At 36.7% G+C, this 19,503-nt stretch carries 23 protein-coding genes; 22 read left to right on the forward strand and 1 reads right to left on the reverse strand.

Annotation, left to right across the window (positions count from 1 at the left end; translation table 11 throughout):
• Window positions 1-151: 151 nt before the first annotated feature.
• The 6 genes from holB (at window position 152) to rsmI (ending at window position 4,280) form a co-directional block, all read left to right on the forward strand.
• Window positions 152-1,156 (forward strand): DNA polymerase III subunit delta', encoded by a 1,005-nt coding sequence (holB, locus tag MHB40_RS00280; RefSeq protein WP_342533683.1) that lies wholly within the window; start codon window positions 152-154, stop codon window positions 1,154-1,156.
• Window positions 1,149-1,964: a stage 0 sporulation family protein gene (locus MHB40_RS00285; RefSeq protein ID WP_205446344.1), complete on the forward strand. Its 816-nt coding sequence runs from the start codon at window positions 1,149-1,151 to the stop codon at window positions 1,962-1,964. The genes holB and MHB40_RS00285 overlap by 8 nt, the downstream gene beginning before the upstream one ends.
• Window positions 1,965-1,991: 27 nt before the next feature.
• Entirely contained in the window at window positions 1,992-2,348 is a 357-nt protein-coding gene (yabA, locus tag MHB40_RS00290; protein WP_004229222.1) for a DNA replication initiation control protein YabA, read from the forward strand.
• Between the two features lie 63 nt (window positions 2,349-2,411).
• Window positions 2,412-3,161 (forward strand): tRNA1(Val) (adenine(37)-N6)-methyltransferase, encoded by a 750-nt coding sequence (locus MHB40_RS00295; RefSeq protein WP_342533684.1) that lies wholly within the window; start codon window positions 2,412-2,414, stop codon window positions 3,159-3,161.
• Entirely contained in the window at window positions 3,145-3,408 is a 264-nt protein-coding gene (locus tag MHB40_RS00300) for a GIY-YIG nuclease family protein (RefSeq protein ID WP_342533685.1), read from the forward strand. Before MHB40_RS00295 ends, MHB40_RS00300 begins: the two co-directional genes overlap by 17 nt.
• Complete coding sequence (gene rsmI, locus MHB40_RS00305) at window positions 3,405-4,280, forward strand: 16S rRNA (cytidine(1402)-2'-O)-methyltransferase (RefSeq protein WP_342533686.1); 876 nt, start codon at window positions 3,405-3,407, stop codon at window positions 4,278-4,280. The genes MHB40_RS00300 and rsmI overlap by 4 nt, the downstream gene beginning before the upstream one ends.
• 238 nt (window positions 4,281-4,518) lie before the next feature.
• Here the strand turns inward: rsmI and MHB40_RS00310 are convergent, their stop codons facing one another.
• Window positions 4,519-4,797, reverse strand: coding sequence for an AbrB/MazE/SpoVT family DNA-binding domain-containing protein (locus MHB40_RS00310; protein WP_004229214.1), 279 nt, complete (start codon window positions 4,795-4,797; stop codon window positions 4,519-4,521).
• 349 nt (window positions 4,798-5,146) lie between these two features.
• Between MHB40_RS00310 and metG the strand changes: the two genes are divergently transcribed.
• From metG to MHB40_RS00390, 16 genes are all read left to right on the forward strand, one after another.
• Window positions 5,147-7,123, forward strand: coding sequence for a methionine--tRNA ligase (gene metG, locus MHB40_RS00315; RefSeq protein WP_205446348.1), 1,977 nt, complete (start codon window positions 5,147-5,149; stop codon window positions 7,121-7,123).
• 253 nt (window positions 7,124-7,376) lie between these two features.
• Window positions 7,377-8,147, forward strand: coding sequence for a TatD family hydrolase (locus MHB40_RS00320; protein WP_205446349.1), 771 nt, complete (start codon window positions 7,377-7,379; stop codon window positions 8,145-8,147).
• A gap of 135 nt (window positions 8,148-8,282) precedes the next feature.
• The gene (locus MHB40_RS00325; protein ID WP_342442131.1) at window positions 8,283-9,494 is read left to right on the forward strand and encodes a ubiquitin-like domain-containing protein; all 1,212 of its coding nucleotides are present in this window, start codon (window positions 8,283-8,285) and stop codon (window positions 9,492-9,494) included.
• Window positions 9,495-9,698: 204 nt separating this feature from the next.
• Complete coding sequence (rnmV, locus tag MHB40_RS00330; RefSeq protein WP_205446351.1) at window positions 9,699-10,265, forward strand: ribonuclease M5; 567 nt, start codon at window positions 9,699-9,701, stop codon at window positions 10,263-10,265.
• Complete coding sequence (gene rsmA / locus MHB40_RS00335; protein WP_205446352.1) at window positions 10,258-11,139, forward strand: 16S rRNA (adenine(1518)-N(6)/adenine(1519)-N(6))-dimethyltransferase RsmA; 882 nt, start codon at window positions 10,258-10,260, stop codon at window positions 11,137-11,139. The genes rnmV and rsmA overlap by 8 nt, the downstream gene beginning before the upstream one ends.
• A 157-nt stretch (window positions 11,140-11,296) precedes the next feature.
• Window positions 11,297-11,557, forward strand: coding sequence for a Veg family protein (locus tag MHB40_RS00340; RefSeq protein WP_004229199.1), 261 nt, complete (start codon window positions 11,297-11,299; stop codon window positions 11,555-11,557).
• Window positions 11,558-11,670: 113 nt separating this feature from the next.
• Window positions 11,671-11,850: a small, acid-soluble spore protein, alpha/beta type gene (locus tag MHB40_RS00345; protein WP_004229193.1), complete on the forward strand. Its 180-nt coding sequence runs from the start codon at window positions 11,671-11,673 to the stop codon at window positions 11,848-11,850.
• A 221-nt stretch (window positions 11,851-12,071) separates the two neighbouring features.
• Window positions 12,072-12,938, forward strand: a complete 867-nt coding sequence (gene ispE, locus MHB40_RS00350; RefSeq protein WP_205446353.1) for a 4-(cytidine 5'-diphospho)-2-C-methyl-D-erythritol kinase — start codon at window positions 12,072-12,074, stop codon at window positions 12,936-12,938.
• Between the two features lie 56 nt (window positions 12,939-12,994).
• Entirely contained in the window at window positions 12,995-13,828 is an 834-nt protein-coding gene (gene purR / locus MHB40_RS00355) for a pur operon repressor (RefSeq protein ID WP_205446354.1), read from the forward strand.
• A complete protein-coding gene (locus MHB40_RS00360; RefSeq protein WP_205446355.1) occupies window positions 13,825-14,199 on the forward strand; it encodes a RidA family protein in 375 nt (124 codons plus the stop codon). The genes purR and MHB40_RS00360 overlap by 4 nt, the downstream gene beginning before the upstream one ends.
• A gap of 220 nt (window positions 14,200-14,419) precedes the next feature.
• Window positions 14,420-14,722, forward strand: a complete 303-nt coding sequence (gene spoVG / locus MHB40_RS00365) for a septation regulator SpoVG (protein WP_205446356.1) — start codon at window positions 14,420-14,422, stop codon at window positions 14,720-14,722.
• A gap of 262 nt (window positions 14,723-14,984) precedes the next feature.
• Window positions 14,985-16,355: a bifunctional UDP-N-acetylglucosamine diphosphorylase/glucosamine-1-phosphate N-acetyltransferase GlmU gene (glmU, locus tag MHB40_RS00370; RefSeq protein ID WP_342442132.1), complete on the forward strand. Its 1,371-nt coding sequence runs from the start codon at window positions 14,985-14,987 to the stop codon at window positions 16,353-16,355.
• Between the two features lie 24 nt (window positions 16,356-16,379).
• Window positions 16,380-17,339, forward strand: a complete 960-nt coding sequence (locus MHB40_RS00375; protein ID WP_004229183.1) for a ribose-phosphate diphosphokinase — start codon at window positions 16,380-16,382, stop codon at window positions 17,337-17,339.
• A 252-nt stretch (window positions 17,340-17,591) separates the two neighbouring features.
• Window positions 17,592-18,182, forward strand: coding sequence for a 50S ribosomal protein L25/general stress protein Ctc (locus MHB40_RS00380; RefSeq protein ID WP_342442133.1), 591 nt, complete (start codon window positions 17,592-17,594; stop codon window positions 18,180-18,182).
• 148 nt (window positions 18,183-18,330) lie between these two features.
• Window positions 18,331-18,897 carry an aminoacyl-tRNA hydrolase gene (gene pth / locus MHB40_RS00385; protein WP_205446360.1) on the forward strand — a complete coding sequence of 189 codons (567 nt, stop codon included), beginning with the start codon at window positions 18,331-18,333 and terminating at the stop codon, window positions 18,895-18,897.
• 241 nt (window positions 18,898-19,138) lie between these two features.
• The gene (locus MHB40_RS00390; protein ID WP_016993788.1) at window positions 19,139-19,366 is read left to right on the forward strand and encodes an anti-sigma-F factor Fin; all 228 of its coding nucleotides are present in this window, start codon (window positions 19,139-19,141) and stop codon (window positions 19,364-19,366) included.
• The last annotated feature ends 137 nt before the right edge of the window (window positions 19,367-19,503 follow it).

Consider the following 19,503-nt stretch of genomic DNA (forward strand, 5'->3'; position numbering starts at 1 on the left):
GTGTCTCGTTCTCATATAGGCGCGGGCTTTTTTCAAATGTTAAGTTGGCAACTTGCCACTAAAGTAGAACCACTGTAATGTTTCTTTACAAAAAGTAAGAGTGCAAGAAAGTCGCACTTTTTGTTATAGACACAGGAAGGAATTTAAATGTATGGCCAAGAATGTTGAAGAGCTACTCACACTACAACCAGTCGTAATGAAGCAACTTCAAACGATTTTTGACAAGAATAGATTAGCACATGCATATATTTTTGATGGCGAAAAAGGGACAGGCAAGGCAGATATTATGTACTTTTTTGTCAAATTAATGTTATGTGAGCAACCAAGTGGAAATGTTCCATGTGAAACATGTCGAAATTGCAAACGTGTAGATTCGGGAAATCATCCAAATATTCATCAAATTTATCCTGATGGTCAATTCATAAAAATTGATCAAATGCGAGAACTCATTGGAGAAATGAAAATGATGGGTGTAGAAGAGGGACGTAAGATTTATGTGCTTCATCATGCAGATCGTCTTAATACAGCCTCTGCCAATATGATACTTAAATTTTTAGAGGAACCAGATGGAGAGGTAACTGCCATATTACTAACAGAGCAAATGCAGTCAATACTTCCAACTATCCGTTCTCGTTGCCAACATATCAAATTTCAAAAAATGCCACGTCATGTTTTGTTGAAGCATCTACAGGAAAATAATATTTCACATTCAATGGCTTCAACAGTAAGCATGATGACAAATGAGCTCGAAACGGCTATATTTTTAGCGAATGATGAGCAGTTTGCACTCGCTCGAAAAACAGTGTTAAAATTAGTAGAGGCCATTCGGCAAAATGTACACGAAGCAATGCTTATTGTGCATGAAGAGTGGTTGCCTCACTTTAAAGAAAAAAGCGAGATGGAGCAAGCATTGGATTTACTACTATTTGCTTACCGTGATATAGTGTCAATAAAAGCTAATCCCGAGGCAGCTTGTACTTATCCAGACATGTTACCACTATTTAAAGAAGTTGCGCTATATTCCACTTATGAAAGATTATCAAATCAGATGGAATCTATTTTACAAGCGCGCGCCTCTTTACAGCGTAACATGAATAGGACGTTATTGATGGAGCAGTTAATGCTAAATCTGCAGGAGGGATATACATTTGTATAATGTAGTAGGAGTCCGCTTTAAAAAGGCGGGTAAAATATATTATTTTGATCCGGCATCATTTCTACTAGAAGATAGTCAATATGTCATTGTAGAGACAGCCCGCGGTGTAGAGTATGGAAAGGTAGTTGTCCCTCAAAAAGTAGTGGGTGATAATGATGTTGTATTACCACTTAAACAAGTACTTAGACCAGCGGATGATCGTGATCGTATACAAGTAGAGGAAAATGCAGCCGAATCGAAACGTGCATTTGAACTCGCTAGTACTAAAATTATAGAGCATAATTTAGAAATGAAACTTGTAGATGTTGAATATACATTTGATCGTAATAAAATTATTTTTTACTTTACAGCTGAAGGACGAGTTGACTTCAGGGATCTAGTAAAAGATTTAGCCTCAGTTTTTAGAACGCGTATTGAGCTTCGCCAAATCGGTGTGCGTGATGAAGCAAAGCTATTAGGTGGCATTGGTCCATGTGGAAGAATGCTTTGTTGCTCCACATTTTTAGGTGATTTTGAGCCAGTTTCTATCAAGATGGCTAAAGATCAAAACTTATCATTAAATCCCTCAAAAATATCTGGTCTTTGTGGACGGTTAATGTGTTGCTTAAAGTATGAAAATGATGAATATGAAGAAGCAAAAGAGGGCATGCCAGATGTTGGTGAGATAACAATGACACCAGATGGCCGTGGAAAAGTAGTAGGGCTAAATGTGCTGGAAAGAATTATTCAAGTATATTTACACGAGCAGGAACGCACAGTTGAGTATACACTAGAAGAACTGCTAGCAGGCGAAAAAAATCTTATTTAAGATAGAGAATTTAACGAGGTGGCTTGGGTGAAGGACCGTAATTTCTTGGATACCGTTATGGAGTTCGAACAACAGCTCGAAGCAATGCAGGAGCAATTTGGTGCATTGAAACAATTTGTAGCGTTAATGATGGAAGAGCATAAGGCGCTTGAGACAGAAAATCATCACCTACGAACACGTCTAGAAGAACTACTTTCTAATACAAACTCCGTACAAGCTGCTGAAGTAAAGAAAGAGAGTCCGCTAGATATTGGTGAGGGATATGATAACTTAGCTCGCCTCTACCAGGAGGGCTTCCATGTTTGTCATGTTCATTTTGGAAGTTCCCGTAAAGGTGAGGATTGTCTGTTTTGTCTATCATTTTTAAATAAACAAAATGTGTAATAGAAGGCTGATTCCCGCTACGGTGGTGTCAGTCTTTTGTTTTGTAGCGTAGGAGGAAGAAGCATGGAAAAATGGCTAAAAGGTGACGAACGACTAGATTATTTGTTGGCTGAAAATTTACGTATTATTCAAAGCCCCTCTGTCTTTTCATTCTCATTGGATGCAGTGTTGCTTTCAAAGTTTGTTAATATTCCTTATCATAAGGGAAAAATTGTTGATTTATGCTCAGGAAATGGTGTAATTCCTCTCTTTTTAAGTGCACGTACAAAGGGACAAATAACGGGAGTAGAGATTCAGTCACGTTTATTTGATATGGCAGAGAGAAGTATCTGTTACAATCAACTAGAACAGCAAATTCAAATGATTCTTGGAGATGTAAAAGAAATACCGAAACAATTAGGCATTGAAAAGTATGATGCGGTTACCTGCAATCCACCCTATTTTTTAGCACATGAAGCAAGTGATAAAAATCTTAGTGAGCATCATGCCATTGCAAGACATGAACTATATTTAACATTAGAAGAAGCGATTCAATCAGCAAGTAAATTATTAAAGCAGGGTGGCAAGGCGGCATTTGTCCATCGTCCAGGGCGATTATTAGATATTGTTACAGCTATGCGAGCAAATCGCTTAGAGCCTAAACGGATGCAGCTTATTTATCCGAAGGAAGGGAAAGAGGCCAATACATTATTAATAGAAGGAATCAAAGACGGAAAGCCAGATTTAAAAATTCTGCCGCCGTTGTATGTCTATGATGCCAATAATGAATATACGGCAGAAGTGAGAGACATTCTGTATGGAAAAGAGCAGTAGTCACTACTTTTATGTGTTAGAGTGTGCTGATCAAACGCTTTATGCAGGGTATACAAATAATATAGAAAAACGTGTTGCTGTACATAACGCTGGTAAAGGAGCAAAATATACAAGAGCTAGAGGTCCAGTGAAATGTATTTATAAAGAAATATTTGAGACAAAGCAAGAAGCAATGCGTGCGGAATATGCTTTTAAGCAATTAACAAGATCACAGAAAATTAATTATATAAGGAGGGGTGAATCGTGAAATCACAAAAAAGTACAATACACGATCAGACAGGTTGTTTATATCTGGTAGGAACACCTATTGGTAATCTAGAGGATATGAGCGTGCGTGCACTTCGCATTTTAAAAGAAGCCGATATTATCGCTGCAGAAGATACTAGAAACACAAAAAAGCTGTGTAACTATTTCGAGATTGAAACACCACTAATAAGCTACCATGAGCATAATTTAGCCGTAGGTGGAGAAAAATTATTAACATTGCTACAAGAAGGAAAAACAATAGCATTAGTAAGTGATGCAGGTTTACCTTGTATTTCTGATCCAGGTGCCGATATAGTGGAAAAAGCAATTGCTCGAAACTTTTCTGTCGTACCAGTGCCAGGTCCTAATGCAGCGATTTCAGCGTTAATTGCATCTGGGTTGTCGCCACAGCCATTTTTCTTTTATGGATTTTTGAACCGCGGGAAAAAGGAACGTCGCCAGCAATTAGAGCAATTAAAAAAACGCCAAGAAACGATTTTATTATATGAGGCACCACATCGCTTAAAGGATACATTAAAAGATATGGAAGCTATACTCGGGGACCGTCGCATTGTTTTAGCTCGAGAGCTAACAAAGAAATTTGAAGAATTTTTACGAGGTACATTGGCCGAAGCTGTAGAATGGTCACAAACAGAGGAAATACGAGGAGAGTTTTGTATTGTCCTTGAAGGCAATAGCTCTGTAGAAGAGGAAGAACATGAAGAAGCCTATTGGCAAAACATGTCTATAGTTGAACATGTTGATTTTATTATCAATCAATCCAATATCACTTCAAAAGAAGCCATTAAGGAAGTAGCTAAGCTAAGAAAAGTGGCAAAACGAGATGTTTATAATGAATATCATAGTGAATAATAGTAAAGAGTTACCTTAGTAGGGTAGCTCTTTATTTTTAGTTAGTCATCATAACTTAAAAAGTTGAAATGTAATGATTTTGAGACATAATTTTAAATTGATAATAATTGTAAATAATAGTAACCTTAAGAGGAAAGGTCTGACATGGACATTATAAGGGTTCTAGATTTTGGGTATATTAAATTGTATATAAACAAAAACACCTAAATCACTGTTTTTGATTTAGGTGAGTAATCACTTATTTTTTTAAGTTAGATTGAATTTCTTTAACTAACATTTCAGCGCCTTCTGGACTTAAAATTAATTTGCCTCCAACTAGACGGAAGTTATCATCTGAAACTTCACCAGTAACAGCACATGTCATATTAGGCATATATTTTTTTAAGATGATTTTATCGTCATCCACATAGATTTCTAAAGCGTCCTTTTCTGCAATACCTAGCGTACGGCGTAACTCGATAGGAATTACTACACGACCTAACTCATCGACTTTACGAACAATCCCTGTTGATTTCATAATAGATTTCCTCCTAATTTATAAAAGTTATATTGGTATTTCGTCAAATTTCGACATTATTTCTTTGTCTGATAGTTATCATACCAAGTAATGCCATAAACGTCAATTAATTAATGCACTAATATTATGGTTTTTAAAAAAAATTTTTGAGAAGAATGCAGGTATTTTAATTTTTTTAAAAGGTTTTTAATAAATATTTTTGTTTATAGTAAAAAAGGTTCTTATTTAAGTCATTTAATGGATTAGATATATTATTCGACAATTTTCGCGTTTGATAAACTTTCATTGAAACGAATTTCGTACTTCGTTAGAATAGAAAGTATATTGTAAAACAATGGAGGCAGTTCTTGTGAGTGAACAACAAAAAACATTCTATATAACAACACCCATTTACTATCCAAGTGGGAAATTTCATATTGGTACGGCATATACAACAGTAGCATCTGATACTATTGCGCGCTATAAGCGTTTACAAGGGTATGATGTACGCTTTTTAACAGGAATGGACGAACACGGTCAAAAAATTCAAGAAAAAGCAGCAGAAGCGGGCAAACATCCTCAAGATTATGTAAATGAAATCGCAGATGCTGCGAAAAAACTTTGGGGTTTAATGGATATTTCTTATGATGACTTTATTCAAACAACGCAGGAGCGACATACGAAAGCTGTCGAAAAGATTTTCCAAAAGTTTTTAGATAATGGTGATATTTATAAAGGTGAATATGAAGGCTGGTACTGTACACCATGTGAATCATTCTTTACAGAGACTCAATTAGTTGACGGGAACTGTCCAGATTGTGGTCGCCCAGTGCACAAAGTAAAAGAAGAATCGTACTTCTTTAATATGAAGAAATATGCGGATCGCTTATTAGCTTATTATGAAGAGAACCTTGAATTCATTGAGCCAGAGTCGCGAAAAAATGAAATGATTAACAACTTCATTAAACCGGGGCTAGAAGATTTATCTGTATCAAGAACATCCTTCGACTGGGGTATTAAAGTACCAGGAGATCCAAAGCATGTCATTTATGTATGGGTTGATGCATTAACGAATTATATTACAGCCTTAGGATATCTATCAGAGGATGAATCACTATTCAATAAATATTGGCCAGCAGATGTACATGTAGTTGGGAAGGATATTGTTCGTTTCCACACGATTTATTGGCCAATCTTCTTAATGGCATTAGATTTACCATTACCAAAAAAAGTATTTGCTCATGGTTTTATTATGATGAAGGACGGTAAAATGTCTAAATCAAAAGGCAATGTTATTTATCCAGAAATGTTAATCGAGCGTTATGGCCTAGATGCGACACGTTATTTCCTATTACGTGAATTACCATTTGGCTCTGATGGTGTATTTTCACCAGAATCATTTATAGAACGCACAAACTTTGATTTGGCGAATGACTTAGGAAATTTATTAAATCGTACTATTTCAATGATTAATAAATATTTTGATGGTGTTATTCCGACAGAAAATCTTCAACCGACAGAATTTGATGCTGCGTTAAAAGAGCAAGCTGAGTCGGTACGTATTAAATATGAAGAAAGTATGGAAAAAATGCAATTTAGTGTCGTTCTTGCTGACTTATGGACATTGGTGTCACGTACTAATAAATATATCGATGAGACACAACCTTGGGTGTTGGCAAAAGAAGAGTCCGATAAGCCAAAATTAGGTGCTGTTATGCGAAATTTGGCAGAGAGCTTACACCAAATTGCTGTCATGTTACAACCATTTATGACAACAACCCCGAAACGTATGATCGATCAGTTAGGTTTAGATGACAAATTCTTAGCATGGGATACAATTGAAACATTCGGCAATACTATTCCAGCAAACATTAAAGTGGTAGAAAAAGGGATACCTATTTTCCCACGCTTGGAAAATGAAGTTGAAATTGCTTATATTCGAGAGGAAATGCGTGGTTCTGTGAAAACACCACAGGAGGAAGAAAGTAAAAAGGCTACAAAGACTGACGAAAACCCAGAAATTCCTGAAATTGCTATTGATGATTTTATGAAAATTGATTTGCGTGTAGCGACTGTGACTGCATGTGAAACAGTTCCGAAAGCGGATAAATTATTAAAGCTTCAAGTTGATCTAGGATATGAGCAACGTCAAGTAGTTTCAGGTATTGCGAAATTCTATACACCAGATGATTTAATCGGTCAAAAAGTGATTGTCGTAGCAAATTTAAAACCAGTAAAATTACGTGGTGAATTATCACAAGGAATGATTTTGGCTGGTGAAAAAGATGGAATTTTAAAATTAGCATCTGTTGATCCTAAACTTGAAAATGGTGCAAAAGTAAAGTAATGATCTTAAGAAAGGCCTGCTGAATATGAATTATTCAGCAGGCTTTTCAAATCCGTTAGGGAAATTGGAATTAAATTATTTTGAAATAATTTATATCGCGTGAAAGATGTTGATTTATAGGTTTAAAGAACTATTTTAGGTATTGTCGATTAAGTGGAATGTCACAATACCAAATAGTTTGTAACGAAAATGTAATGCTTACGAAAAATATGAAATAATAAATTTTAATAAAATCTATGTTAGGAGAATGAAAATGTATATAGATACGCACGTACATTTAAACGCAGACCAGTATGAGGAAGATCTTCAAGAGGTGATTGATAGAGCCCTTGAAGCGAAAGTAGAGAGAATGGTGGTCATTGGTTTCGACCGTAAAACCATTGAGAGAACAATGCAACTAATAGAGCAATATGACTTTGTTTATGGTGTCATTGGTTGGCATCCAGTAGACGCTATTGATTGTACTCAACAAGATTTAGAGTGGATTGAGGAATTAGCATCACATCCAAAAATAGTTGGCATTGGTGAAATTGGATTGGACTACTATTGGGATAAGTCACCAAAAGATGTTCAACAAGCACTTTTTCGCAAGCAAATTCAATTAGCTCAAAAGATCAATTTGCCAATCATTATTCATAATAGGGATGCAACAGGTGATGTTGTACAAATTTTGCGTGAAGAAAATGCGGCTTCTGTAGGGGGTGTCATGCACTGCTTTAGTGGGAGTGTAGAAACAGCACGTGAATGTATAGCTATGAATTTTATGATTAGTCTTGGAGGGCCAGTAACATTTAAAAATGCCCGACTACCAAAGGAAGTGGCTACAGAAATACCTCTAGAGCACTTGATGATTGAAACAGACGCTCCTTATTTAGCTCCACATCCACATCGAGGTAAGCGTAATGAACCCGCTTTCGTGCCTTTAGTTGCTGAGGAAATCGCACGTTTGAAAGGGTTGACAATTGAGGAAATTGCACAAGCAACTACAGCCAATGCGAAAAAATTTTTTGGGATTGACAATTAACTAGCTTAGATGCCTCCAATACAGGGTTTGTGGTTGGCAAAAAACAAGAAGTCAATTTTCAGAGAAATACTTTCGGGTTGACAGTGCCAAAACTAGTCCGTATAATCCAACCTTGTATTAAGGAGGCGTTTTTTCATGTCAAATAATTCCATGAAAAACTTGTTCTTAGGATCATTGAGGAGTAAGCAAACAGTGATAAGAATTATTTCACTTGTCCTGTTTGTATCTGTAATCTCTTTCGTGCTTTATCAAGGTACGAAAAAAGCCGTTAAGCTTGAAGCAAATGGAGAAACAATCGAAGTATCAACACATGCCAAAACTGTAGAACAATTATTACAAAGTCAAAATATAGATATAGCAGAGCATGACAAAATATCACCCTCTCTGAACACCAAAATTGTGAATGGATTAGCAATTACATGGGAACAGGCAAAAGAAGTAACTATTTCAGTTGATGGAAATCAGTCAAAAGTTTGGACAACTGAAACACTTGTGAAGGACATTTTGAAGGAAGCAAATATTAAAGTATCTGAGCACGACTCTTTAGCGCAAGGTCTAGATACTGAACTAGGAGCAGAAAACAAAATCGATATTCAAAAAGCGTTTCAAGTAGCGCTTGTCGATGGCGTAAATAAAAGACAAGTATGGTCCACTTCGACTACGGTCGCTAACTTTTTAAAACAACAAGGAATTCAGCTAAATGAATTCGATCGTGTCGAAAATAACCTGGAGAACGTTATTACTCCGGAGAGTAAAATCACAGTAGTTCGCGTAGAAAAGGTTATCGATGTAGTGGAAGACTCTTTAGATTTCGCAGTTGAAAAGAAGCAGGATGCTTCATTGCAAAAGGGGAAACAAAAAGTAGTAGCAACAGGCGAGAAGGGATCGATTTCTCGTACGTATGAAGTTATCAAAGAAAATGGTAATGTTGTAGCAAAAAATTTACAATCTGAGAAAGTTTTAAAAGAGCCGAAGAAACAAGTCGTTGCAGTTGGCACAAAAACAATTGTTGCAAGCGCAGCAACTGTATCACGTGGTTCTGCAGAGCCTGCTAGCGGTAAAGAATTTTATGTAACAGCAACAGCTTATACACCATATTGCAACGGTTGTACTGGTACATCAGCAACTGGTATAAACTTACGTTCAAATTCAGGCTTGAAGGTGATAGCAGTTGACCCTTCTGTTATTAAGTTAGGATCAAAGGTTTGGGTTGAAGGCTATGGTACAGCTATTGCTGGGGATACTGGTGGGTCAATTAAGGGTAATAAGATTGACATACTTGTACAAACAGATGCCCAAGCACGTAACTGGGGACGTAAGAAAGTGCGCATTAAAGTATTAAATTAGAAAAATTGTAAAATTAATCAAAATGTTTTTTCACAAATGGAGCTTTCCTGTTTTGACTGGCGGGAAAGCTTCTTTATTATTTTTAGCAAATGATTTTGTAAGATAAGCTTATTAAGCTTGTCTGTACCTTGTATTCCTGTACAAATCATATAGAGCAGTTGTAAAATGGTCAGAAGATAAGGTAGATAGAAAAGAGGGGCCTTTTTGCAAATTAAAGAAATTATTGTTGTTGAAGGAAAAGACGATACGACGGCTATTAAACGTGCTGTGCAAGCAGATACTATAGAAACAAATGGATCTGCGATTTCTGAAGAAACGTTGAAACGAATTCAGCATGCCCAAGAAAAGCGTGGTGTTATTGTATTTACAGATCCTGACTACCCAGGACGTCGAATACGCGCCATTATTGAGGAGCATGTACAAGGGGTGAAGCATGCCTTTTTACCAAAAGCCAAAACGATTGCCAAAAACGGTAAAGGGTTAGGTATCGAACATGCTGCTGACGATGATATACGTGAGGCACTACAACATGTCTATACCCCTATTCATGATGTACTAAACGAAGAGGTTATTACACTGGAAGATTTAATGACAGCGCGTTTAATTGGACACCCACAATCAAAGCAGCGTCGTGATCGTCTAGGAGAAATCTTAAATATAGGTGCTACAAACGGTAAACAACTTCATAAAAGGTTGAAGATGTTTCAGATTACAGAGGAGCAATTTGGTGCGGCTATCGCACAGGTAGATCAGGAGGAAAATGATGCATAAGGATATTGCTACACCAATTCGAACACAAGAAATTCTAAAAAAATATGGTTTTTCATTTAAAAAAAGCTTGGGGCAAAACTTTTTAATTGATCCTAACATTTTACGAAATATAGTAAGCCACGCAAATTTAACAGAGAATAGTGGTGCAATTGAAGTTGGCCCTGGTATTGGGGCATTAACAGAGCATTTGGCAAGAAGCGCTAAAAAGGTTGTTTCCTTTGAAATCGACCAACGTTTATTACCTGTACTAGAAGATACACTTAGTCCATATAATAATGTGTCTATCATCCACTCTGACATACTTAAGGCAGATGTTGCGAAGGTAATTGCAGATGAGATGCCAGGTATTGATGATATTATGGTTGTTGCCAATTTACCATATTACGTCACTACGCCTATTTTATTGAAATTACTCAATGACCGACTACCAATCCGTGGTTTTGTTGTTATGATGCAAAAAGAGGTGGCAGATCGTATAACGGCTAAGCCGGGAACGAAGGAATACGGTTCGTTATCTATTGCGATTCAGTATTACGTGAAGGCAGATATTGCTATGACAGTGCCAAAAACAGTTTTCATGCCACAACCTAATGTCGACTCCGCTGTAATTCGCCTTATCAAGCATGATGAACCACCAGTAAAAGTAATAGATGAGGATTTTCTATTTGTTGTAACGCGTGCCTCTTTCGTACAGCGAAGAAAAACGATCTATAATAACCTGCAAGCTGGTTTACCAAATGGAAAGGCACAAAAGGATCAAATTTTACAGGCATTAGAGCTAGCTCATATTGAGCCAACTCGTCGTGGAGAAACACTTTCGATTCAAGAGTTTGGAAAATTAGCTGATGCACTGCATCCTGTTTTTGCAAAGTAAAAATTTTTGTTAACATTTTTTCGGAGATGTAAAAAAATATATATTTTTTTATAAAAAATAAGTTGACAAGATTTATAAGAGGCTGATAAAATATTATATTTTGTTGACATTTTTGGGCCATTAGCTTATACTTGTAATTAGTGAGGTGTAAGCGAAAATGCCAAAAACTTTAGCGGACATTAAAAAGTCGTTGGATTGTCATTTGGGTAAACGTTTGCAATTAAAAGCAAACGGTGGTCGCAAGAAAACGGTTGAGTGTGCAGGGATACTACGTGAGACATATCGCGCCATCTTTGTAGTAGAACTCGATCAAGAAGACAATACGTGCAAGCGCGTATCGTATAGCTACACAGATATTTTAACTGAAGCAGTAGAGATTACATTTTTAGACGAAGCAAAGGCTGCTGTCGCAAAATAGTTTCTAGTACTTATTTCTATATTTAGAAACACTCATGTATGTTAAAAAATACATGAGTGTTTTGCGTTTTCACGGGCATACTAAATTCGTCAGTTGTTAAAGGAGGAGTTTATATGCCTAGAAAAGGTATCATGTCACCTCGTTTAAAAGAAGAGATCGCAAAAGAGCTTGGATTTTATGATGTTGTGCAAAAGGAAGGCTGGGGCGGCATAAAAGCTCGTGATGCTGGTAATATGGTCAAACGTGCCATAGAAATGGCTGAACGGGCAAGTAGTGAGCAAGAGCGTAAGTAGACTGTTTTTGCTAAAATAGTCATCTTATAACGTTTCATTCAGCAGGGATGAAAATCCTTACTGACACAACAAATACAACTGACGAGAGAGAGCCGTTACTCCGAACAGGGTAAACGGTTCTTTTTTTCCATTTTCGTATTCTCAATATGGTAAAATAAAATGAATAATCTTGCGCGAAAAAAAGAACTGTTTATACGTGTAGCTATAAGGGAGGAAGAAAGATGCTTTATGTAAAGGCGCCTGCAAAAATCAATTTAACATTAGATGTACTTTATAAAAGACCAGATAATTTTCACGAAGTGGAGATGGTTATGACAACAGTCGATTTAGCTGATCGTATCAGTCTTGAATCTCGAGAAGATGGTGTTATTCAAATAATTTCAACAGATAATTTTGTACCAAATGACCATCGCAATTTTGCTTATCAGGCAGCGCGTCTCATAAAAGATACATACGGCATTAGACAAGGTGTATCCATTACGATTGAAAAGGAAATACCCATCGCAGCAGGGCTCGCAGGTGGCAGTAGTGATGCAGCTGCAACATTAAAAGGGTTAAATGAACTGTGGGATTTAGGTTTATCAATAGATGAAATAGCGGAGCTTGGCGCTAAAATTGGTTCGGATGTTTCGTTTTGTGTTTATGGAGGTACAGCACTCGCTACAGGACGAGGCGAAAAAATAAAGGAATTATCAGCCCCACCTAATTGTTGGGTTGTACTAGCTAAGCCTAAAATTGGTGTATCAACAGCAGAAGTATATGGGGGTCTTAAGGTTGAAGGATTGGAACATCCAAATACACAGCAGATGATACAAGCTATAGAGACAAAAGATTATGAGCTACTATGTTCTTCATTAGGAAATGTTTTGGAAACTGTAACATTTAAGTTACACCCAGAAGTTGTGATGTTAAAGGAACAAATGAAGCGCTTTGGGGCAGATGCTACGTTAATGAGCGGAAGCGGTCCGACTGTGTTTGGGCTGGTGGATAGTGAAGCTCGTGTAAGTCGTATTTATAATGGTTTACGTGGTTTTTGTGAGGAAGTTTATGCAGTACGAATTTTAGGTGAGCGAAATACGCTTGCTTAGAAACGCAAATTTGTGTTAATTTTACCTATAAATATTCGTGTTTAGGAGAGGGTCGCATGAAATGGAAACGTAGTGAACGACTAGTTGATATGACGTACTACTTACTAGAACATCCACATCAGCTGATCCCGCTAACTTATTTTTCAGAACTATATCAATCTGCTAAGTCATCCATTAGTGAGGATTTAACGATTGTAAAAGAAACTTTCGAAGAAAAAGGAATCGGGTTATTGATAACAGTGCCGGGTGCTGCAGGAGGAGTAAAGTATATTCCGAAAATGTCCGAGGCAGAAGTACGTTTAGTGATTCAAGATTTAAAGGCAGAGCTAGAACATTCAGATCGATTGTTACCAGGCGGTTACTTATTTATGACAGACTTGCTTGGAAACCCAGATTTAATTAATCGCGTAGGGAAGGTCTTTGCTTCTGCCTTTGCAGATCAACAAATCGATGTCATAATGACAGTAGCAACCAAAGGGATATCCATTGCCCATGCCATTGCAAGGCATTTAAATGTACCCGTGGTTGTTGTGAGAAGAGATAGTAAAGTAACAGAAGGCTCTACAGTTAGCATTAACTATGTATCGGGTTCTTCCAGAAGAATTCAGACAATGGTATTATCAAAAAGAAGCATGAAGAGTGGACAACGTGTATTAATTACAGACGACTTTATGAAGGTCGGCGGTACTATGAATGGCATGAAAAATCTATTAGAAGAGTTTGACTGTCAGCTAGCAGGTATTGCGGTGCTTGTGGAGGCTGAGCATGCAGACGAAACATTAGTAGATGATTATTATTCACTTGTAAAGCTTCATGAAGTTAATGAAAAAGATCGAACAATTGCATTAAGTGAAGGTAACTATTTTTCTAAAAGGGGACATGACAAATGAAAGTAGTAGCAACAACAAATGCACCAGCAGCAATCGGACCATACTCACAAGGTATTATTGTTAACGGGATTTTTTATAGCTCTGGTCAAATTCCATTAACAGCTACAGGTGATTTAGTGGAAGGCGATATAACTGTACAAACAAATCAAGTCTTTGCTAATTTAAAAGCAGTTTTAGCGGAAGCTGGAACTTCTTTAGATAATGTTGTGAAAACAACGGTCTTTATGAAGGATATGAACGACTTTGTAGCGATGAATGAAGTTTATGCAAGTCATTTTGGTGATCATAAACCAGCTCGTTCAGCTGTAGAGGTAGCCCGTCTTCCGAAAGATGTAAAAGTTGAAATCGAAGTAATCGCAATCGTAAAATAAATGAAGCTTGCTAAGCTCACTAAAGAGAATTTCTATTCTATTTAGTGAGTTTTTTTATGCCGACAAACAATTGTCAAAAATTACGTATATAAGAAAAAATATTATTCTAATAAGTATTCAAATTTTTTAGAAAATTTGATAGACTATGAAAAGGAAAATATTCGGTAATCGAGAATATGATATTTTCATTTAGGCATCCAAGAAGAGAGGTGGTGAGAAAATGGAAGTTACTGATGTGAGATTACGTCGGGTACAGACGGATGGTCGCATGCGTGCGATTGCTTCCATTACACTTGACAATGAGTTTGTTGTTCACGATATTCGTGTAATTGATGGAAATACTGGTTTATTTGTAGCTATGCCAAGTAAACGAACACCAGATGGGGAATTTAGAGATATTGCCCATCCAATTAATTCTGATACTCGAAATAAAATTCAGGAAATCATTTTAAACGAGTATCATAACTCTAGTGAAGTAGAGGAAACCGGTAAAGAGGAAGAATTAGAGGGAATCGGTGTGTAATAGAAAGGTAATAACTTACTTTTAAAGGATATGTTACAAACTGATGGTAAAAAAAGATAGGAAGAACTCTTCTAGCTAGAAGGGTTCTTTTTATTTTGATAAAAAGATAATATGAGCAATTTTAGGATATACTTCATGACATTCGAGCATAAGGTGCATTGGATTTAGGAATTCATGTTTTTGTCAACTCTACATGCCTTGAAAATAGATGAATTTTGCTATATAGTCATAAGAGAAAATGAGCGTATTGGAGGACTTACAGATGAGCAATGTTTTTGCTGTCATTTTGGCTGCAGGTCAAGGTACACGTATGAAGTCCAAATTATATAAAGTGCTCCATCCAGTATGTGGGAAACCTATGGTACAACATGTGGTGGATCATATTCAAACGTTAGATGTGAATCGCATTGTAACGGTAGTCGGACATGGTGCTGAAAAAGTGCAACAACAGCTTGGAGATAAGAGTGAGTATGTACTGCAGGCTGAACAATTAGGTACAGCGCACGCTGTGCAACAAGCTGAGGCGATTTTAGGTAATGAAGAAGGTACAACATTAGTTGTATGTGGAGATACACCACTAATTCGTCCTGAAACGATGCAAGCTCTATTCGAACATCATCAAGCGAAAAATGCTAAAGCAACTATTTTAACAGCAATTGCTGAAAATCCAACTGGCTATGGCCGTATTTTACGTGGCGATAACGGGCAGGTCGAGCAAATTGTTGAGCAAAAGGATGCTTCAGCAGAGCAACAATTAGTAAAAGAAATAAATACTGGCACATACTGCTTTGATAACAAATTATTATTTGAAACATTGAAGCTTGTGAAAAATGATAATGCTCAAGGTGAATATTATTTACCAGATGTCATTGAAATTTTACAAAAGCAAGGTGATATTGTTGAAGCATATGTCACTGATGATTTTGAGGAAACGTTAGGTGTTAACGATCGTGTGGCTTTGTCACAAGCTGAGACATTAATGCGTACAAGAATCAACGAGAAGCATATGCGTAATGGTGTAACAATTATTCATCCTGAAACAACGCATATTAGTGTAGATGCAGTTATTGGGCGTGACACTGTGATTCAACCAGGCTCAATGATTGAAGGTGCTACTGTGATCGGTGAAGATTGCATTATCGGGCCAAATACTCAAATTATCGATAGTCGTGTTGGTGATCGCACAACTGTACACTCTTCTGTTGTCCGTGAAAGCGCTATTGCAGAGGATACTGCTATTGGGCCATTTGCTCATATTCGACCACTTTCAGACATCGGTAGTCATGTTAAAATTGGTAACTTTGTAGAAGTGAAGAAAAGCAAGCTGGGTAATGACACGAAAGTTTCGCATTTAAGTTATATTGGCGATGCCGAAATCGGCAGTAACGTCAATATTGGTTGTGGTTCCATTACAGTAAACTATGATGGAAAAAACAAGTTCAAAACGATTATTGAAGATGATGTATTTGTAGGATGTAATACTAACTTAGTAGCACCAGTGAAAGTTGGAAAAGGTTCATTTATTGCAGCAGGTTCTACAATTACAAAAGAAGTTCCTGAAGATGCACTTGCAATAGCTCGTGCAAGACAAGAAAACAAACCGAATTATGTAAGCAAATTAAATTCAAAATAATTATCAACTAAACAGGAGGCCATCATGCCGTATCATTATGCAAACTCACAATTAAAAATATTTTCACTTAATTCTAATAATCCATTAGCTCAAGAAATTGCGCAGGAAATGGGCGTTGAATTAGGTAAATCTTCTGTTAAGCACTTCAGTGATGGAGAGATTCAAATTAGCATTGAAGAAAGTATTCGAGGTTGTGATGTGTTTATCGTGCAGTCTACTTCTGCACCTGTAAACGAACATTTAATGGAGCTTTTAATTATGGTAGATGCAGTTAAACGTGCATCTGCTCGTACAGTAAACGTTGTAATGCCTTATTATGGTTATGCACGTCAAGATCGTAAAGCAAAAGCGCGCGAGCCAATTACAGCTAAATTAGTGGCAAATCTACTTGAGACTGCTGGTGCAACACGTGTTATCGTATTAGATTTACACGCACCTCAAATCCAAGGTTTCTTCGATATCCTAATCGACCACTTAATGGCAGTACCATTACTATCTGATTACTTCAAATCTAAAGGTATTCCAGGAGATGAAATCGTTATTGTTTCACCAGATCATGGTGGGGTAACACGTGCTCGTAAAATGGCTGAACGATTAAAAGCACCGATTGCAATTATTGACAAACGTCGTCCGAAACCAAACGTTGCGGAAGTGATGAACATTGTTGGTAATGTTGATGGTAAAGTGGCAATCTTAATTGATGATATTATTGATACAGCAGGCACAATTACAATTGGGGCAGATGCGTTACGTGCCGCTGGTGCAAAAGAAGTTTACGCTTGCTGTTCACACCCTGTATTATCTGGTCCAGCAATTGAACGTATTGAAAACTCTGCTATTAAAGAATTAGTGGTGACAAATACAATTCAGCTTTCAGACGAGAAAAAATCTCCAAAAATTACGGAGCTTTCTGTAGCTAAGCTAATGGCTGATGCTATCTCTCGCGTTTATGAAAATAAATCTGTAAGTACTCTATTTGATTAATAAATATCGTAAGTATAAGACCAATCTATTCTTTGAGTAGATTGGTCTTTTCTATATAAATTGGACACTATTTCATCAAGGGAAAGAAATAGATGAGTGTTTTTTGTGTGAATCTTCTCACAAAGGGGTATAATAAAAATGTGTCTTAATAATATTTACTCTACCTTAAAAAATAGAGCTAAATATTATCATAGCCTACAACGAATTATTGTTGAGGCGTAAATAATTTTCTTGGAAGGGGAATAAAGAAGTATGAGTACAGTATTAAGTGTTACAAAGCGCGAAACTGGGCATCGTTCAACAATAACCCAACTTAGAAAAGGGGGAGCCATTCCTGCAGTTATTTACGGCTACAAAGTAGATTCAACCCCAATTTCTATTGCTGCAAAGGATTTTAAAAAATCCATTCAAAAAAATGGGCAAAACAGTGTGTTTTCGCTAGAGTTAGAGGGGAAAAAAGTGAATGCTGTTGTGTCAGAGATACAGCAATGTTCATTGAAAGATGAAGTAAATCATATTGATTTTTTAGCCATTAATATGGCCGAGGAGCTAGAAGCGGATGTCCCAATTAAATTACTTGGACAGTCAGTTGGTGTGAGTGAGGGCGGTATTTTAATGCAGCCTAACTTAGAATTAAAAGTAAAAGTAAAACCAGCAGAGTTACCCGAATCAATTGATGTGGATATCTCATCATTGAAAATTGGTGAATCGCTAACAGTAGCAGATATTCGAGATGCTACATCTGTTGAAATTATTAGTGAAGATGATTATATGTTAGTAACTATTGTGGCGCCTGTTTCTGTAGAGGAAGAGACGACAGATAGTGAAGAAGAGCCAGTATAAAAGTAAATAACAGTTAAGGCTAATAAGGAGGCTACAGCTTTCTTATTAGCCTTATTTTTTTATGCCCTTTAACAATTGTACAAAATGCTTTCTAGGTGTGCTATATGGTAAAATAATGACTATTAGATTTGAAAGAAGCGAGGTACTTATGAAAATTATCGTTGGTTTAGGAAACCCAGGTAAACCGTATGAACATACAAGACATAATATTGGCTTTGATGTAATTGATGCTTTAGCAGAAAAATGGGGGGCGCCTTTAACAAATTCAAAATTTAATGGAATGTACACTACTGTACATCGACCAGAAGGAAAGGTTCTACTTGTTAAACCTTTAACATATATGAATTTATCAGGGGAATGTGTTGGACCCCTAATGGATTATTTTGATATTGAGGTAGAAGATTTAATTGTTATTTATGATGACTTGGATTTAGAAACAGGTAAATTACGTCTGCGACAAAAAGGAAGTGCAGGTGGCCATAACGGCATTAAATCGTTAATCCAACATTTAGGTACTCAGGAATTTAATCGTATTCGAGTTGGAATTAATCGTCCGCCAGCGGGCATGAAGGTAGCAGACTATGTATTAGCGAAATTTTCGAAGGAAGACCAAGTTCTTATGCAAGACGCTATTGTAAAGTCAGTAAATGCTGTTGAAGCATCTCTTTCAAAGCCGTTTCTTGATGTGATGAATCACTTTAACGCAAGCAAATAGATGGAAGTAATGAAATTTCTGTTAAAGTTTTTGGATAATTGGCATGGTGTAAGGTGATCGATCAAATGCCTTACACTATCATTACAGCTAATGCTTGTAGTGAATAGTCTTCGCTACAAGTAAAAATTAATTCTCTAATTTTCAAGTTATTGCAATGATGATGACAGTGAAAAGTGCATAATCCTTTTTATAAATGTCTATACTTTAAGTAGAAAGTTGCTTAAAGGAGGATGATTTGGAGATGTCAGTTCGCTATCGATGTCGGCATTGTGAAGTAGAAATAGGGACACTACCATTTGATGCAGATGATACAATTCGAAAGTTGCATATTTTCGAATTGGGAGAAGCGGATGATTATGTTGAGAAAGATCAACATGGTCAAACGACTGTGCACTGCATTTGTGAGCAATGTGAGGATTCGCTGAGACAATATCCAGATTATCACGCACTCAATAAATGGATTCAATAATTGGAAGGATGCTTTGACACACTATATGTGTGTTCAAGGCTTTTTCCATTTTATAAATTAGCCATTAATAGAAATATGTAAAATAGCACTAGAATGATAGAAATAAAAATATAGAATTTTATGCTGAAAGGAGCTTT

Source organism: Lysinibacillus sp. FSL K6-0057, from assembly GCF_038630885.1.
In the GTDB taxonomy this organism is placed as follows: domain Bacteria; phylum Bacillota; class Bacilli; order Bacillales_A; family Planococcaceae; genus Lysinibacillus; species Lysinibacillus fusiformis_F.

Excerpts from the sequence above, each read along its gene's own strand:
- holB (WP_342533683.1), top strand. The coding sequence starts at position 152 with ATGGCCAAGAATGTTGAAGAGCTACTCACACTACAACCAGTCGTAATG.
- MHB40_RS00295 (WP_342533684.1), top strand. The coding sequence starts at position 2,412 with ATGGAAAAATGGCTAAAAGGTGACGAACGACTAGATTATTTGTTGGCT.
- MHB40_RS00300 (WP_342533685.1), top strand. The coding sequence starts at position 3,145 with ATGGAAAAGAGCAGTAGTCACTACTTTTATGTGTTAGAGTGTGCTGAT.
- MHB40_RS00310 (WP_004229214.1), bottom strand. The coding sequence starts at position 4,797 with ATGAAATCAACAGGGATTGTTCGTAAAGTCGATGAGTTAGGTCGTGTA.
- MHB40_RS00320 (WP_205446349.1), top strand. The coding sequence starts at position 7,377 with ATGTATATAGATACGCACGTACATTTAAACGCAGACCAGTATGAGGAA.
- MHB40_RS00325 (WP_342442131.1), top strand. The coding sequence starts at position 8,283 with ATGTCAAATAATTCCATGAAAAACTTGTTCTTAGGATCATTGAGGAGT.
- rsmA (WP_205446352.1), top strand. The coding sequence starts at position 10,258 with ATGCATAAGGATATTGCTACACCAATTCGAACACAAGAAATTCTAAAA.
- MHB40_RS00340 (WP_004229199.1), top strand. The coding sequence starts at position 11,297 with ATGCCAAAAACTTTAGCGGACATTAAAAAGTCGTTGGATTGTCATTTG.
- MHB40_RS00345 (WP_004229193.1), top strand. The coding sequence starts at position 11,671 with ATGCCTAGAAAAGGTATCATGTCACCTCGTTTAAAAGAAGAGATCGCA.
- ispE (WP_205446353.1), top strand. The coding sequence starts at position 12,072 with ATGCTTTATGTAAAGGCGCCTGCAAAAATCAATTTAACATTAGATGTA.
- purR (WP_205446354.1), top strand. The coding sequence starts at position 12,995 with ATGAAATGGAAACGTAGTGAACGACTAGTTGATATGACGTACTACTTA.
- MHB40_RS00360 (WP_205446355.1), top strand. The coding sequence starts at position 13,825 with ATGAAAGTAGTAGCAACAACAAATGCACCAGCAGCAATCGGACCATAC.
- spoVG (WP_205446356.1), top strand. The coding sequence starts at position 14,420 with ATGGAAGTTACTGATGTGAGATTACGTCGGGTACAGACGGATGGTCGC.
- glmU (WP_342442132.1), top strand. The coding sequence starts at position 14,985 with ATGAGCAATGTTTTTGCTGTCATTTTGGCTGCAGGTCAAGGTACACGT.
- MHB40_RS00375 (WP_004229183.1), top strand. The coding sequence starts at position 16,380 with ATGCCGTATCATTATGCAAACTCACAATTAAAAATATTTTCACTTAAT.
- MHB40_RS00380 (WP_342442133.1), top strand. The coding sequence starts at position 17,592 with ATGAGTACAGTATTAAGTGTTACAAAGCGCGAAACTGGGCATCGTTCA.
- pth (WP_205446360.1), top strand. The coding sequence starts at position 18,331 with ATGAAAATTATCGTTGGTTTAGGAAACCCAGGTAAACCGTATGAACAT.
- MHB40_RS00390 (WP_016993788.1), top strand. The coding sequence starts at position 19,139 with ATGTCAGTTCGCTATCGATGTCGGCATTGTGAAGTAGAAATAGGGACA.